Here is a 16288-nt window from a genome sequence, read left to right as displayed (position 1 = left end):
AACTGTCTTCCATGTTTATATTTTAAAGTTCTGCAAGCTGCTTGTTTAGCTCTGCTAGCGTAGTTTCCATATTTGCAAGGCGTTGCTCTGCTTTTGCAACCTGATCGTTGTGTCCTGTAGACTCCAATTTTTCAATATCACCTTGTAAATTGATATAGTCCATTTTTAACTCTCTAATTTGGTATTCAATATCACTTTTTGTTGGCATGATGATTACTCCTTAATGAGAATTTGTATAGTGAATGCGTGTAAAAGCGATGGGGGTTTTGCTCATCCCCACCGCTTATTCATTAAAATCAATTGGGTACTGGTTGAATTCACTTATGTTTCAACTCCCGTAAGAAGGGGAGAAGTGAAAAATTCTTATATATTGTATCATAATCATCTTCGAAGTAGCACTAAGTAGAAGCGATATTGTGTCGATCATACGCAAAATCTAAAAGTAATGCCTGGAGCGTTTCATTGTTGCTAGCGAGATTGAGTTGTCGTTGTTTTTTTACGGACCGCTCACTGCGAGCTTCATGTAAAAGAAACTCCATAACGGCATTTTGAATTTGTGATTGCTTCATCTTGCGACCAAGTCCAAGATGGATGAAGCCGTTATGCTCCCGTGGGAAAGCATGTAATAGCTCCGCTTCAGTTTGTGCAAGTGTAATACATGGCACACCATAAGAGGCAATTTTATAAGGCGTGTAATTTGCATTACAGATAATGACATCAGCTTTTGGTAATAGTTTGAGGAGTGCATTTTTATCACGAAGAATGGCAGTATTACGACGACTAAGTACCATCATTTGCAAGTCATCTGTTGCATGTCGATAGCTATCATCAATCATAACTGTAATTTGTAATGGAATTTGTAGTTGTGTTAAGTGTCGAAGTGTTCGGTAGGTTAGATTATGCTCGTCCCCATCTTCAAAAGCAACAACTATATGGGGAGGATTTTCAGGTGTTTTGCTTTCAGGTAAGTCGTCAAAGTGTTGATATGCATCTGGTAATGCAAAAACAAAGCTTCCGCCAATATAATGCGACGGCAAATAATCTTTAACTTCTTGATAGAGTGCTAGTAATACGCAATCACAGGCTTGACCACCTTCACCAAAATCATCAAAGTGAATAATTGTTTTGCAGAAAGGTCGTAAATCCTGTACTTGCCAGCCTTCAGAATTACGGCCATCTCTAACGATTAAATCAGGTTGAATTCCTTTGATTTGCTTAGGTAATTCGTTAAAGTGGTCGAATAAAATAGGAGAAAGACCTTCGTTCATTAAAATTTGAATTTCGTCATTTGAAGGGGTCTTTACAAATATAAACACTCTCTCATCGGTAAGTAGCTTAGCTAATGTTGAAACCCGTTCAAAAGGATACAGCCCTTTATCAATACAGCTTTCAATAATGAAAACAATCGTTTTTTTTGGTTCAATTGCTTGAGTTTCTTTTTGCAAATGTATCCCATCCTTTCTCTGTCTCTTTAAACTATGGCGAAGAAAGAGCAAGTATGTGTAAAATTTAGGATTTGATGAATGATGACTTTAGGAGAATCTTCTAAATAACTATCTTTAGGTGACCATAAATAACTTTTGAATCATTAAGGAAATGGTCGATATATATAGTGAGTTAAGGTACATAACTTAGATTTATCCACAAAATACATTTAGTGTAAATATAAGTATTTACCAGGAGGTGGAAGAAATGCGTGCAGCGATTGTTGTAGGGGCAACTGGTTTAACAGGGTCTTCTCTTGTTGAGCAATTATGTGAAAATGATGAATATGTTTCAGTGACAGTAATTGCTCGGAGAAAGCCAACTTTTACACACCCGAAGTTAGAAGTGAAAATTCGTGAATTTGATAGGATAGAAGAACAAGATATTGAATTTGCTCACGAATTGTATTGCTGCTTAGGTACAACCATAAAAAAAGCCGGTTCGCGTGAAGTGTTCGAAAAGGTCGATTTTGAATATCCATTAGCGATTGCTTCTTTAGCCAAAAAGCGTGGTATCCCTCATTTTCTCGTCATAACTGCGATGGGGGCTAATGAGAACTCTCCATTTTACTATAATCGAGTTAAAGGAAAGCTTGAACATGATTTAGTGGAGCTGGACTTACAAAGGCTTTCTATTATACGACCATCACTCTTAGTAGGAGATCGAGATGAATTTCGTTTAGGGGAAAAAGTAGGAGAAAAAGTATTAAAGTTTGCGCAGCCTTTATTAATAGGACCTTTAAAACGCTCAAGAGCAATTGAAGCTTCACAAGTGGCAAAGGCTATGATTATCATTGCACTATATGGTAAGCAGCAGCCAGTTACTATTTATCCTTCAAATGAATTGATAGCATTAGAATATCCTGAAACGCCAAAAGAGGATGTTTCGAGGAAGACGTTATTTAATTGGGATAAGCTTCAAGAAGACGAGAAAGTAAATCGTGATGTTGTTATTAATCGAGATAAATATAAGCTTGATGAAACAGTTGTTGATAAGGAAGTCCATTTCCGACATCGTGATCAGGAGAAAAAATAATGTAGGTATCGTTTTGTTTTCGACGTTCCGCCTAAAGACTGAATTTACCTCTATACTTACGACAATCCTTTTCGAGCCACTTTTCATTTGTTACAATATTATTGTAGAAGATGAATGTGGAGGCAAAGTAAAGATGAAAATTTTACTCGTTGATGGCACTATGTTTGGTCGTAAAACTGGTGCTATTTTAGAGCAAGTGGAACAATATATTAAAGAATTAGATGCTAGTTTCGACTTAGAAATGATGCATTTTAATCAATATAAGCATCAAATTGTGGATGGCTCTCCATTAAATGATGATATGAAAAAAATGATTCAACAATTTGAGGAAGCAGACGCTTATATAATTGCAACGCCTATTTTCCAAGCGTCCATACCAGGTGTTTTGAAAAATGCTTTTGACTTTTTACATCCTAAAACGATGCGTTATAAGCCCGTTTCCATTGTTGCAAACGGTGGCACATACCAGCATCACCTAGTAGTAGAAAATCAATTAAAGCCTATTTTAGACTATTTCCGTGCCCTTGTAACACCTAACTATGTATACACACACACATCACATTTTGATGCAGATAATAAAATTATAGATGAAGATGTTCATAATCGTTTACGTGAATTAGCACGTGTATTTGTTCAGTATTGCGTAATGAGTAAAAGCTTGCCGAAAGAAACGATTGATCAACATTAATATAACCCTTGTACGGTGGTAAGAAATCACTGTGCAGGGGATTTTTCTTTGTAAGTATTCATTTAGGATGTGATAAAATAAAACTTTAGTGACACAGGAGGGAGGGCGGCTCATGCAGGACATCGCTTTACTAGAAAAACAACGCTGTAGTCTTATTTTGACCAATAAGGCGAAAGAAGCGGTAGAGGAATGCTCAGCAAACGAGCATGCCTTTTTTGCGTTACAAAGATCGTTTACTGTCTATATTGAAAAGCGGAAAGCGAAAACAGTTGGTGAAACCTTTTTATCTATCTATTTTAACGCTGAGGACAATGAGAAATTAAGCGATATTCTGGCGGGAAAAACGGTCATCATGGATTGTGTGCTAAAGCTAGAAGGATTGCTGGCAACAAATATTCGTTTTGTTCATATGCGCGGTCCTATCAATACAAATCGGCGCTTAGCAGCCGCATTACAATTAGTTACGAAACCAAACAATGGAGCAGGTATTCCACTGGAGCTTCATACAAAGATAAGACAGCTACCAATAGCGGAAGAGCGTACAGAATATGTTAAAAAACGCATAGCCAGTTGGGAAGGCTATTTAAAGATTCAAGAACGCGATGCGACTATCGATGATATTCAAACAGAATTTAAACAAAGCTATTTCAATGAAGATTTTACACGCTTAACCATTATATGTCCCTACATAAAGAGTAAAGAGTGGAAACAGTTAGAAGGATTAAGTGTAAGTATTCAAGGGGTTCGTGGTGAGATTGGGCAAGTATTAAAGACCAATGCTGGAAAGCAAACGGTTGAAATTGATTTAAAACCTTTCATACAGGATTTAGCTCGCAAGGATCAGCTTAACCTCCGTTCAAAACAAGTGAGCTTTAGTAATTTTGCGACATTAAGTCAAATTCGAAGGCTACGCAATGGTTTCACAAAGCTAGAGAAGGGTGAGGCAGTTAACCCTAATTTAGAGACAATCTTGTTCGAACGGAGACCAACAGTCCGAGCGTCCAAGTTACAGGAGAATATTGAGTTTCAAAATAATTTAAATGAATATCAACGACGAGCTGTTTTAGGTGCATTATCTGTTGAGGATTTATATGTCATACAAGGTCCACCTGGTACGGGCAAAACGACTGTAATCTCAGAGATTTGTCAGCAAAATGTCAAGGCAGGCTTAAAAACCCTTGTTGCATCACAATCAAATTTAGCAGTCGATAACGCGTTAGGTCGTTTGTTATCCAATCAAGAAATTCGAATTTTACGCTATGGAAGAACGGAAAGTATTGAGGAAGAAGGCAAAAAATTTATAGAGGAAAATGTTGCTCTCCAGTGGCGTGAACAAACACTTGCAGCGATTGAAGAGGCAATAAAAGTATTTCCAGAACGTGAGCAAGAGCTAAAAGAAAATCTTGTAAAAGCAAAAGATGAGCTAGAGAAATTAGAAAAATGGCTAGAGGAATTAACACAGGAAATTGCTGCAAAAGAGCAGGCGACTATCGAAGAACCCATTTTACAGCAAGAGATTCAAGCATTAAAAAAAGAATTGAAAGCTGCTAAAACAGAGCAACAGACATGTGAAGCACAAAAAGAGCATTATGAGAAACAGTTCGCACAAATCGATCCTATTGTACAGCAGCTTGAACAGACACTTTCAGAAAGCTCTTCTGTAGAGCAACTGCAGCTTATTGTTCAGGAAACTACAAAAAAAATGGAACAACTAGAGGCTGCTGCACAATATAAAGAATTGCAAGAGCAAAAGCAGCAGTTAACAGAGCAATATCAGGATATCCAACATAAATATGAGATTGAAAGCAATCGTCTAGTCATCATGAAGGAAGCGCAAAAGTATATTCACACATTAACTTCTTTCGAACTGATCCAACGTTTTTTACAACATTATCAAATTCATCCTTCGCATGTACTTTCGCAGCAAATCAGTCGCTTACAGCATTTAGAAGATGCGAAAGATTTAGAGGCATGGTCAACCATCAATGCTCGTCTACAAAAGGCAATCGCAAAACTAGAGGTTTTGGTTGCTCATGAAGTGAGGGAGCGCGCTTTTGCTAAAAGTAGATTACAACCTGTCCAATCGTTTTCTTTGCAAAACCTTACAGGTGTTTTCGCACAGTTAAACACGGTTTTTCAAGACGGACAATCACCAGCAAATGATGTCATAGAGAGTTATTTGCTTGGTTTATATATGCGTCGGGATTTCGTTTGGCAAAAGGGGGTAGCACTAAAGCAACAACAGGAGCATAAAGACCAGGAATATGAATCTTTTCGTAAAAATCTCGTAGCTTCAATTCATCAGGAATGTGCAATAACTAGCTTTGATGTGCAAAGTATACAGCGTCAACTCCAACCATTTTTACAGCATACAGAGCGTTTGCAACAATTAGCAAGTACCTTCCAAATTGCTAAGGAGCCTGATGAATCTGTCGAGTATTTAAAAATTCTTGTAGCACAATCAGGAGAGACTCTTCAACAAGCAAAGCAGCAGCTTGAAGCAGTGGAACAGGCTAAAGTACAACTCGTTCCAAAGCAAGCATCTCTACACACTGTCAAAACAAGTTTACAGGAAATAGAGCAGCAGCTAACACAAATGGAAGAACGTATAAAGGAAATTAATATTGCTGGCTTGAAGAAAGAAAAGCAACTAACAGCCTATACAAAGCTTTTACAATCTACGCCAGAACGAACAGCTGAAGAGGTTATGGAAGCTATTCAAACTTCCAACCAAGAGTTCGAAGCATTACAACGTCAGGAAAAACAACTACCAATTCGCAAAAAACTACAGGAGCAATGGCGTGAAAAGCTACAAAACGCAACAGAATATGATTTAGACGAAATTCGAAAATTGTATGTGCGTCATGCGAACGTTATAGGTACAACATGTGTAGCTTCAGCAAGTAAAGAGTTTATGGAAAATTATCCAACCTTTGATGTGGTCATTATTGATGAAGTATCTAAGGCAACTCCACCAGAACTACTTTTACCAATGCTTAAGGGGAAAAAGGTTATTTTAGTAGGTGATCATCATCAGCTACCGCCACTACTTGGGGATGATACGCTGGAGGAAACATTGAAGTCGATGCTGGAAGAAAATCCGAATTTTGAGGGCGCACAGGAATTAAAAAATCTGTTGCGTGAATCGTTATTTGAGCGCTTATTTAATAATTTGCCTCAAACACATAAGCAAATGCTAGCACTACAATACCGCATGCATGAAAAAATAATGCAAAGTATTACACCATTTTATGCAGAAGAAGAAAGTGGCTTGCAATGTGGCTTACCAAACTCAGATGTAGCAAGAGATCATGGCCTAGAGGGGCAATTTGTAAAGCGTGATGACCATTTGCTATGGATTGATATTCCAACTGAAAGACCTTATCTAGAGGAGCAAGTAAAAGGTGGAACGAGTCGCTACAATGAAGGAGAACTACAAACAATTCGTCGTATTTTGCTAGACCTAAATGATGCAGTGAAGGCAGCAAAAGAAGCAGGGCGTATGCCGCACGATGCACAGAAGAGCGTTGGTGTAATTAGTTTCTATGGGGAGCAGGTAAAGAAAATAAATCGTCTCCTTCAGCAGGAATTACAACTACCACATTTGCAGTTTAGAACAGGGACTGTCGACAAATTCCAGGGGATGGAAATGGATGTAATTCTAGTGAGTATGGTACGTAATACACCTAAAGGTGGAGACATCGGCTTTGCAAGAGATTATCGTCGCTTAAATGTCGCGCTATCTCGTGCCCGTGAGTTACTACTACTTGTAGGAAGTGCAGAAATGTTTGCAAAACGTGCGAAACATCAAGAAACAAGAGAGATGTATACGAATTTATTAAATACAGTGAAATCCTACGAAGGCTTGCGTAATCATGAAGGATTGGTGATTTAGATTGGGAAAATTACAGCAACGACTAATGCGTGAGCTTCAACAAAATCGAAATATCAAGATTGTCAAAAACGTTGAATGGTGTATTCCGATCAGAACAGTAGATGTTACCTACGAGCCTATTCGCCGTTCAACAATGGATGTCTTAATGACAATGCTACTGCTGAGCATTCAAGAGGCTGACTTTGGAAGTACACAGGAATTGAGTGAGTTATTGCTTGTTGATCCATTATTTATTGAGGATTTGGTGTCTTTGATGATACGTGTAAATCTTTTGAAGAATGAGGACAACATTTATAGCCTAACTGAAAAAGGACAGCGGCAGCTAGAACAGGGCATTTTCGAGGAAGAACTGGAAATAGAAAAGACTACTCTTTACTTTAGCCCCTGCCATCAATCGTTTCTGACTATCGATGCAAATAATATAGATGAATATGATGAACTACCAGAGCTTTATCGTTATATCGATAAAGATGCTGAACAACAGGAGCAGTTTGAAGAATCCATGGTGATAGCAGCATTACAAGAAGTGGATGAAGAGGAAGCGGGCAACTCTCAAAAAGTCATTGCAAAAATTGTTCAAACGGAAGCTCAACAAATTAATGATAGCCCATGTTTAGAGTTTATTCTATATGATAAGGAGCAGGATATATTATTTGTTAGAGTGTGGAATACGTTACTCAATCAATGGGATCACCATCTAGAGCAAAAGCTTACAGACAAAGAACAGTTAATATGGCGTGAGCAATATTTATCTTGATTCTGCGAGTGTTCAAACGCTCACTGAATTAAGATAATGCATCACAGATTTTGAAGAGGAACTTTTCGAGTGAGCTCGAAAATTCTGGATGCAATTACGCCAATACGTAATTGATAGGACGAAAACGAACGTGTGTGCGTTCGTTTTTTATGTTTTATCGGATAAAATCTAAAAGTTTGGCGATAATCAAAAAAATGTTTCGATAAAAGACTGCACTAGCATATATTACTACATGATAAGGAGGGGACAGATGCTAACGATTAGTTTATGTATGATTGTTAGAAATGCACAATGTACGATTGAAAGATGCTTAGATTCGGTTCAGCATATAGTGGATGAGATAAATATCATCGATACAGGCTCAACAGATCGTACAAAGGATATTGTCCAAAATTATACCTCTCGAATTTATGACTTTATATGGTGTGATCATTTTGCAAAGGCACGGAATTTTTCTTTTCAGCAGGCAACAAAAGACTATATTTTATGGCTCGATGCAGATGACGTCATGACAAAAGAAAATCAATACAAGTTCATTCAACTAAAGCACTCTCTGTATCCTACTGTTGATGCTATAACTATGGATCATTACCTAACCCTTGATGATGATGGAATAGTTGAGTGCAGTGAAAGAAAGTGTCGTTTAGTAAAAAGAGCAAGTCATTTTCAATGGGAGGGTGCTGTTCATGAGTATCTAAGGGGACCTGGTCAGCTCTATCATAGTGATATAGCTGTAACACATGTACCATTAACCAAAGATGTCCATCGTACTATTCGTATTTATGAGGGTTTAATACAGGGGGGACATTCTCTTACTGCAAGAGATAGATTTCATTACGCAAATGAACTGAAATTGCATCAGCGATACTTAGAGGCCATTAATCAATACAATTTATTTTTAGATAGTGACTTAGGCATAACAGATGATCGCATTGAGGCATGTTTACATGTAGGGGAATGCTATCGACACTTACAGGATGATAAACAAGCACAGCAAGCAATTTTACAATCTTTCTTGTATGATCGACCAAAGCCAGAAGCATGTTGCCGAATGGGCCAATTTTTTATGGAGCAATCAAAACATAAAGAGGCTATTTACTGGTATTCCCAAGCCTTGCAACAAGCTCCCGCCAATACAATGTCTATTCAAAAAAGGGCTTACTCAACATGGATTCCTCACTTACAATTAAGTTTGTTATATAGGGAGTTACGGTTATTTGAAAATGCCTACCAGCATAACGTAGAGGCTGGAAAATGGAAACCGAATCATCCGGAAATAATAAATAATGACAAATATTTAGTCAATCAGTTAAAGAATTAACTAGTTATTAGGGGAATGGCACATCTATAAACAGGACATAAATAGCTTGACCAATTAACACAGATACACTAACAACAATTGTCATAAAAATAACATTGCGTGGTCTAAAATTTTTCGCCTCCATCAAAAACCTCCTTTTGTGCATAGAATATTCAGTCAATTCAAGATATGTTTGAAGGGATTGAGTATGCATAATAAAAGAGCAAATTCACTGTAAATGTGAATTTGCTCTTTTCAATATAATTAAACGTTCAACCCGACTACGCCTTTGTGTTTAATGAACAAGCTAGAACATTATACTGGAATACTAGAAACACAAAGGAATTTGACAATTGAATCTGTTTTATTTATCCAATTATGAGGGGTGGTTGAATCTAGGAAAATGCAATCATAAGGATTCAGATCATGCTCCTCTTGGTCGATAACTATGGTCAGTGTCCCTTCAAGAACATAAAGGAATTCTTGCCCTGAATGTGAATAAGAATCCTCTCGATTTGCACCTGGATTCAGCAATACTAAAATCGGATTAAAGAGTGGATTTTCAATGTTTCCCGCTAAATCTCTATAAAAAAATTGATTATGCATGGTGTTCGTCTTACTAATAATATTTCTCATAACCGCTGGTGCAATCTGTTTATCTGATTCCGAAAAAAAGTAGCTTGGATTGACACCTAGTGCTTCAGAAATTTTTTTCAATGATTCAAGCGTTATGGATGATTTTGATCGTTCGACCTGAGATATAAAGCTAATTGAAAGATTCGTTTGATCAGCAATTTGTTTCAATGTTAACTTTCGCTCTTTGCGTAAACTTTTCATTTTTGCTCCAATTGAGTCATTCACTTTTCTCCACTCCTGTTACTGATAGTAGTCCTGCTTATTATTCTAGTAAAGCTTAAAATGTGAAATGCAAGATGTGATTTCACTATGAAAATAGACGTTAGTAAAAGATGTATGTTAATGGTTTTTATACATCTGTTTAGCTATAATAAAACGCCTTTATGTTGGTTGAAAGCTTATTACAACACTTAGTGTTTATGTTCAAATCGCTAATAGAGGGAGCCACGGTGATAAGGATAACATAAAAGCTCTCATTACAGAAAGATTACAAAAAATCGACTTGTGAAAAATATAGTAAATTATATGGTCATACCAATATAAAAAGTGCTAATTAATGTTGAAGTACCACTTAAACAATAAAGGAAAGTAGCTTTTAAAAATAAGTATGACTTAAAATAAATATTCGGAAAATTCCGTTTACAATGAAAATTCCGTATGTTATTATCGTGAATAATTGAAGTTGTACTTCAATATTAACCTTTTAATTTCAATTAATCTATCAATAATAAAGGAGAATGAAGATGAATTTTCATGGTATTTTGGTTCCGTTAGTTACCCCGTTTAAAGATGATCAAAGCTTAGATGTAAATACGTTAAAGCAACTAACTAATACATTTATTGACAAAGGTGTTGCTGGTTTAGTGGTGTGTGGCACGACTGGCGAATACTACGCATTGAACGAAGCAGAACGTGAAACCGTTTTAAAAACGGTGGCTGAAGTAGCTAAAGGACGTGTAACTTTAATTGCAGGTATTAACGATTTATCAACTAAAGGGGCAGTTAAGCGTGCCAAACAAGCCAAAGATTTAGGCTATGAAGGATTAATGTTATCACCTCCACCCTATAGTTTACCTGACCAAACTGGTTTAATTGCCCATTATGAAACAGTGGCAGCGGCAACTGAATTACCCATTATCATGTACAACTTTCCGGCACGCATAGGCATTGAAATTGAATATGAAACAGTGGTTCATCTGGCGAAAAATCCGAATATTGTTGCTATTAAAGAAAGTAGTGGTGATTTTAGCCGTGCATTACGTTTACTACAAACGCCATTTGAGCATTTTGAAGTAATCTGCGGCTGTGATGATCAACCTGTAGACTTTTTCTTCTGGGGTGCGAAAAGCTGGATTGCTGGTGCAGGTAATGTGTTCCCAGAAGAGCAAGTAGCTCTGTTTAATGCTGCGCAAGCGGGTGATTGGGACAAGGCTCGGCAAATCATGAGGGATATCTATCCTGCTATTCAGTCTATGGAATCTGGTAACTACAATCAAAAAGCTAAGTTAGGCTGCCTGAAAGGTGACATCAACGTTGGTACGGTACGCCTACCTTTAACTGATTTATCAGAAGAGGAAAAAGTTGGATTTTTGAATTTTTTTAATAAATAATCTGGAAGAGAGATAGATGACTGTATCTAAAGAATAAGTCTTTGCACTTGCATTTGAACAATATGTGCAGATAAAAGTAATTTGGTACGTTTATTCATAATCATTTGAATCTGATTTTTTGGGGGAGTAAATATGGGGAAAACAGATAATAAGCAGCTCAAAAAAGTTGTTGCTGCATCGATGATTGGATCTGTAGCTGAATGGTATGAATTTTTCTTATATGGAACCGCATCTGCTCTCGTTTTTGGTGAATTATTTTTTCAAAAAACAGGCAACGCTATAGATGGAATTCTAGCCGCATTTGCTCTTTATGCTGTAGGCTTTCTAGCTAGACCTATAGGCGGCCTTGTTTTTGGTCATTATGGTGATAAAATTGGGCGTAAAAATTTATTACAAATTAGTTTGATTATCGTTGGAATTACAACTTTCTTAATGGGTTGTATCCCGACATTCAATAGTATTGGCTATTGGGCTCCTATCTTACTCGTTACATTACGGTTAATTCAAGGATTTGCTTTTGGTGGTGAATGGGGAGGAGCAGTTATTTTAGTATCTGAGCATAGCCCTAATGATCGACGTGGTTATTGGGCAAGTTGGCCACAGGCGGGTGTGCCATTAGGGAATTTAATAGCTACAATTATTCTTTTACTTTTATCTAAAAACTTAAGCCCTGAGCAATTTATGGACTGGGGTTGGCGTGTAGCATTTTGGTTCTCTGCAGTAGTTGTGTTAATTGGTCTCTGGATTCGTAAAAGTGTAGATGATGCACCTGTTTTCAAAGAAGCACAAGAAAAACAGGCCCAATTAGAAAAACAACAATTAGGTATTATAGAAGTGATTAAATACCATAAAAAAGCCATTATTGCTGGGATTGGCGCCCGTTTTGCAGAAAACATCTTATACTATATGGTTGTTACTTTCTCCATAAGTTATTTGAAACTTGTAGTCAATAAGGATACTTCGCAAATTTTATTATTAATGTTTGGCGCACATGCTATTCACTTTTTTTTCATACCATTAATGGGACACTTAAGTGATGTTTGGGGTAGGAAGCCAATCTATATTACAGGAGCAGTTTTAACTGCATTTTGGGGATTTATTGGGTTTCCAATGATGGATACAGGAAATGACTGGATTATTATGTCAGCCATTACGTTTGGTTTATTTATACAATCGATGACGTATTCACCATATTCCGCGTTAATGACAGAGCTATTCCCAACTCATATCAGGTATACAGCTTTATCTTTATGTTATCAAGTAGCACCTATATTAGCAGGCTCATTGGCTCCATTAATTTCATTAAGTCTTCTAAATAAGTTTAATAGCTCCATCCCCATTTCAATTTATTTAGTCATAGCAAGTATCATTTCTATATCATGTATCGCGCTTGTAAAAGAAACAAAAGGAAAAACACTTACTTTTAACAAGGCACAGTAAATATTTTTGTTAGCCGTAGATAAAGAGGGAAGCCAACTGGCATATAGTTATGTTCTCTCATTATTATTAGGAATACTAAAAGGTAACGAATAAAATTTTTTAAGAAACTAGTTTAATCATATTAAATAAGAGCATGTTTTGATGAGTTTTTTCAAAACATGCTCTTAATATTTATCCCTCTAGCCAATAATACTTAAAATGAAACACTAATTAATCAAACTTTAAACCTTTTAATTTTTCAGCAAGTGCGTTATTCATTGGCTCTTCATCCTTTTGTTGCTTTAAGTACTTTTGTACGGAGCGTTTATCGACCTTGCCTCCGCCTTCTTTTTTACGTCGTGCCTCAAAAGCTGATAATTTTTCACGATAGCCACATTTACACACAAAAATTTGACCATCGCCTTCGCCGCGAAGCTCTAATTTTTTATGACATTGTGGACAACGTGCATTTGTAGTACGTGAGACATTTTTACGATGCCCACATTCACGATCTTGGCAAACAAGCATTTTCCCTTTCTTGCCGTTTACTTCAAGCATTGGTTTACCACAATCCGGACAGGATTTAGTTGAAATATTGTCGTGTTTATATTTTTTGTCACTTGCCTTAATTTCCGTCACAATTTCTTGTGTATAATTTTTCATCTCGTTAATAAATACATCTTTTTTTAGCTTGCCCTTTGCAATTAGTTCAAGCTTCTGCTCCCATTCTGCTGTGAGGGTAGGGGATTTTAACTCTTCAGGCACTAGGTCAAGCAATTGACGACCTTTAGACGTAATAAAAATATCTTTGCCGCCGCGCTTTTCAAGTAAGAAGGAATTAAAAAGCTTGTCAATGATATCAGCACGCGTTGCCACTGTACCGAGTCCACCTGTGGATTTTAAAGTGTCAGCCAGTTTTTTATCATTCGTTCCCATGTACTTCGTAGGATTTTCCATTGCTGATAACAGTGTTGCTTCATTAAAATGAGCTGGTGGTTTTGTTTGACCAGAAGTTTGGGCAAGCAGCTTTACTTTTAGCGTATCTCCTTTATCAATGTGTGGAAGTATTTGTTCCTTTACATCCTCTGCTGTGTCCTCATCCTCAAAGCGATGCTCATAAACTTCCTTCCAACCAGATGATAAAATTGTTTTTCCACGGGCGATAAAGCTCTCATCGCCAATTTTTGCACGAAGTGTTAGTTGCTCATATTCAAAAGCAGGGAGTAACACAGCTAGGAAGCGTTTTACAACAAGATCATAAATTTTACGCTCTTTATCCGTGAAAGCAGAAAAATTCACATAGCCTTCTGTTGGAATAATCGCGTGGTGATCAGAAACTTTACTATCGTCGACAAATGCTTTTGTTGGCTTTATCGGTTTAGTGAGCAGTTTGTTGGCGATTGGGCGATACTCACCAATACCACATGCCTTTAAACGTTCTGGAATTGTTGCCACAATATCTTGAGAAATAAAGCGAGAATCCGTACGTGGATAAGTTAACACTTTATGTTGCTCATAAAGCTTTTGCATAATATTCAGCGTTTCTTTCGCAGAATAGCCAAAGATTTTATTGGCATCACGTTGCAATTCCGTTAAATCATACAGGCCAGGTGCAAATGATTTTTTAGGTTTCTTTTCAATGTCAGCTACGATGGCATTGTTATTTCCTATTTTTTTTACCAAGGCATCTATTTTTTCTTTATCAAAGCTACGGCTATTACCATTTTGATCCTGCCAAGTTAGCTTTAAATTGTCTGTTGTTTGTGCTTCTATACCATAATAAGTTTGTGCTTTAAAGTTTTTAATTTCATCCTCCCGCGCGGCTATAATAGCTACCGTTGGCGTTTGAACGCGTCCACAGTTCAGCTGTGCATTAAAGCGGGTAGTCAAAGCACGAGTAGCATTGAGCCCGATATACCAATCGGCCTCAGAACGAGCTACGGCAGAGGCATATAGATTATCGTAAGCTTTACCTGGTTTTAGATTGGCAAAGCCATCTTTTATTGCTTTATCTGTTACGGAGGAAATCCATAAACGTTTAAGTGGTTTTTTAATTTTTACTTTATCGATAATCCAACGTGCAACTAATTCACCCTCACGTCCAGCATCTGTCGCAATAATGATTTCACTTACATCATTGCGTGTAAGCTGACTTTTGACCGCATTAAATTGTTTACCTGTCTGTTTAATGACAGTCAATTTTAAGCGTTCAGGTAGCATTGGTAAATCTTCAAGATTCCACGTTTTATATTTCACATCATAATTTTCAGGGTCAGCTAGTGTGACAAGATGTCCAAGCGCCCAAGTAACAATGTATTTATCTCCTTCAAGGAAGCCATTTCCCTTTTTATTACACTTCAGCACACGTGCAATATCACGTGCAACAGAAGGTTTTTCAGCGATTACTACGCTCTTTGCCATTGTTAACACCCTTTCATAGTTCCATGGTTTTAAATATAGCATAGGTTGAGTGGGTTGGCAGTTTAACTGCAATGGAAAATTAATTTATTTGGCAAAGAAATGTAAGGAAAGGAAGTTTGTCATGAAGATTAGAGATAAATCATATGGTATGTATGTGTTTGTGGTTTTTTTGATTTCTGTTTTGTGTGGAATATATGCTCGTAATTATGCGAAAAATCTATTTTGTTGCTAGACACCAAATTTTGAGAATGCTATATTTATGTTGTCATAGTATTTTTATAATTAGGAAAAAATAGAATATTTTAAGGGTTTGAGTTATTTTTCCTGATTATAAGGAGTGATGAAGTATAGAGCTAGATGAAGGATGATAGGTGCCTATGGTAAAGAAAACGTTAAAACAAAGAATTGTAGACGCTTCAGTGGAACTGTTTCAGCAAGATGGTTATCACAATGTAACGGTTGATCGCATTGTTGAATATATTGGGGCATCAAAGGGTGGATTTTATCATAATTTTAAATCTAAAGATGAATTGTTATATGAAATTCATGATGTCTTTATTTCATATGTTATTCAACAATCGCAGGATGCATATGACAAATACGACACTCCCATCACACGTTTATGTGCCATGTTGCAAACACTGACACAGGTATTTGATATGTATCAAGCACATATTACAATTTTTTATGAAGAGAGTCGTTCACTCTCAGATGAATATAGTGACATCATTCATAAAAAGCGAGATCACTATCGAGATATCTTACAAAAAGTGATAGCAGAGGGCCAGGAATCAAAGGTTTTTCGTACCGAATTACCTTGTACGATTGTCACAATGGCAATTGTGGGGATGATTAACTGGACTTACAAATGGTTTAAGCAATCAGGGCAATTAACAATGGAACAAATTACAGATGTATTTACCGATATGGTATTACGTGCCATTGTAACGGAACAAGCAATGGAAGAAGCGAAGCAATTTATAATAAAGGGGTAGCCAGTAGAAAACACTGGTTTTATTATTTGTTTTTACAAACCGACTAG

Annotated in this window: 12 protein-coding genes; 8 read left to right on the top strand and 4 right to left on the bottom strand. The window is 36.9% G+C overall.

All coding sequences use genetic code 11. The features are described from left to right. Positions 1–22 precede the first annotated feature (22 nt). Both GJU32_RS13505 and GJU32_RS13500 read right to left on the bottom strand, forming a co-directional pair. Positions 23–208: an SE1832 family protein gene (locus GJU32_RS13505; protein WP_155592483.1), complete on the bottom strand. Its 186-nt coding sequence runs from the start codon at positions 206–208 to the stop codon at positions 23–25. 190 nt (positions 209–398) lie between these two features. Further along, the gene (locus tag GJU32_RS13500; protein ID WP_155592482.1) at positions 399–1445 is read right to left on the bottom strand and encodes a PseG/SpsG family protein; all 1047 of its coding nucleotides are present in this window, start codon (positions 1443–1445) and stop codon (positions 399–401) included. Positions 1446–1692: 247 nt separating this feature from the next. On the opposite strand from GJU32_RS13500, the gene GJU32_RS13495 reads away from it, so the two are divergent. The 5 genes from GJU32_RS13495 (at position 1693) to GJU32_RS13475 (ending at position 9181) form a co-directional block, all read left to right on the top strand. Further along, positions 1693–2520 carry an oxidoreductase gene (locus GJU32_RS13495; protein WP_155592481.1) on the top strand — a complete coding sequence of 276 codons (828 nt, stop codon included), beginning with the start codon at positions 1693–1695 and terminating at the stop codon, positions 2518–2520. Positions 2521–2653: 133 nt separating this feature from the next. Then, positions 2654–3208: an NADPH-dependent FMN reductase gene (locus GJU32_RS13490; protein ID WP_155592480.1), complete on the top strand. Its 555-nt coding sequence runs from the start codon at positions 2654–2656 to the stop codon at positions 3206–3208. Between the two features lie 112 nt (positions 3209–3320). After that, positions 3321–7103, top strand: coding sequence for a DEAD/DEAH box helicase (locus tag GJU32_RS13485; protein ID WP_155592479.1), 3783 nt, complete (start codon positions 3321–3323; stop codon positions 7101–7103). A 1-nt stretch (position 7104) separates the two neighbouring features. Next, complete coding sequence (locus tag GJU32_RS13480) at positions 7105–7860, top strand: hypothetical protein (protein WP_155592478.1); 756 nt, start codon at positions 7105–7107, stop codon at positions 7858–7860. Between the two features lie 250 nt (positions 7861–8110). Then, positions 8111–9181 carry a glycosyltransferase family 2 protein gene (locus GJU32_RS13475; RefSeq protein ID WP_155592477.1) on the top strand — a complete coding sequence of 357 codons (1071 nt, stop codon included), beginning with the start codon at positions 8111–8113 and terminating at the stop codon, positions 9179–9181. A gap of 294 nt (positions 9182–9475) precedes the next feature. Here GJU32_RS13475 and GJU32_RS13470 read toward each other — a convergent pair whose 3' ends face one another. Further along, positions 9476–10021, bottom strand: a complete 546-nt coding sequence (locus GJU32_RS13470; RefSeq protein WP_155592476.1) for a helix-turn-helix domain-containing protein — start codon at positions 10019–10021, stop codon at positions 9476–9478. Positions 10022–10539: 518 nt separating this feature from the next. On the opposite strand from GJU32_RS13470, the gene dapA reads away from it, so the two are divergent. Both dapA and abaF read left to right on the top strand, forming a co-directional pair. Then, positions 10540–11406, top strand: coding sequence for a 4-hydroxy-tetrahydrodipicolinate synthase (gene dapA, locus GJU32_RS13465; RefSeq protein WP_155592475.1), 867 nt, complete (start codon positions 10540–10542; stop codon positions 11404–11406). Between the two features lie 132 nt (positions 11407–11538). After that, entirely contained in the window at positions 11539–12846 is a 1308-nt protein-coding gene (gene abaF / locus GJU32_RS13460) for a fosfomycin efflux MFS transporter AbaF (RefSeq protein ID WP_155592474.1), read from the top strand. A gap of 210 nt (positions 12847–13056) precedes the next feature. Here abaF and GJU32_RS13455 read toward each other — a convergent pair whose 3' ends face one another. Beyond that, on the bottom strand, positions 13057–15246 hold the full coding sequence (locus GJU32_RS13455; RefSeq protein WP_155592473.1) for a DNA topoisomerase III: 2190 nt from the start codon (positions 15244–15246) through the stop codon (positions 13057–13059). A gap of 377 nt (positions 15247–15623) precedes the next feature. On the opposite strand from GJU32_RS13455, the gene GJU32_RS13450 reads away from it, so the two are divergent. Next, positions 15624–16241: a TetR/AcrR family transcriptional regulator gene (locus GJU32_RS13450; protein WP_155592472.1), complete on the top strand. Its 618-nt coding sequence runs from the start codon at positions 15624–15626 to the stop codon at positions 16239–16241. The last annotated feature ends 47 nt before the right edge of the window (positions 16242–16288 follow it).

This window comes from Lysinibacillus cavernae (assembly GCF_009724685.1).
Classification (GTDB): domain Bacteria; phylum Bacillota; class Bacilli; order Bacillales_A; family Planococcaceae; genus Lysinibacillus; species Lysinibacillus cavernae.
The sequence above is the reverse complement of the archived record's forward strand: the minus strand, read 5'-3'. Positions and strand labels throughout refer to the sequence as shown.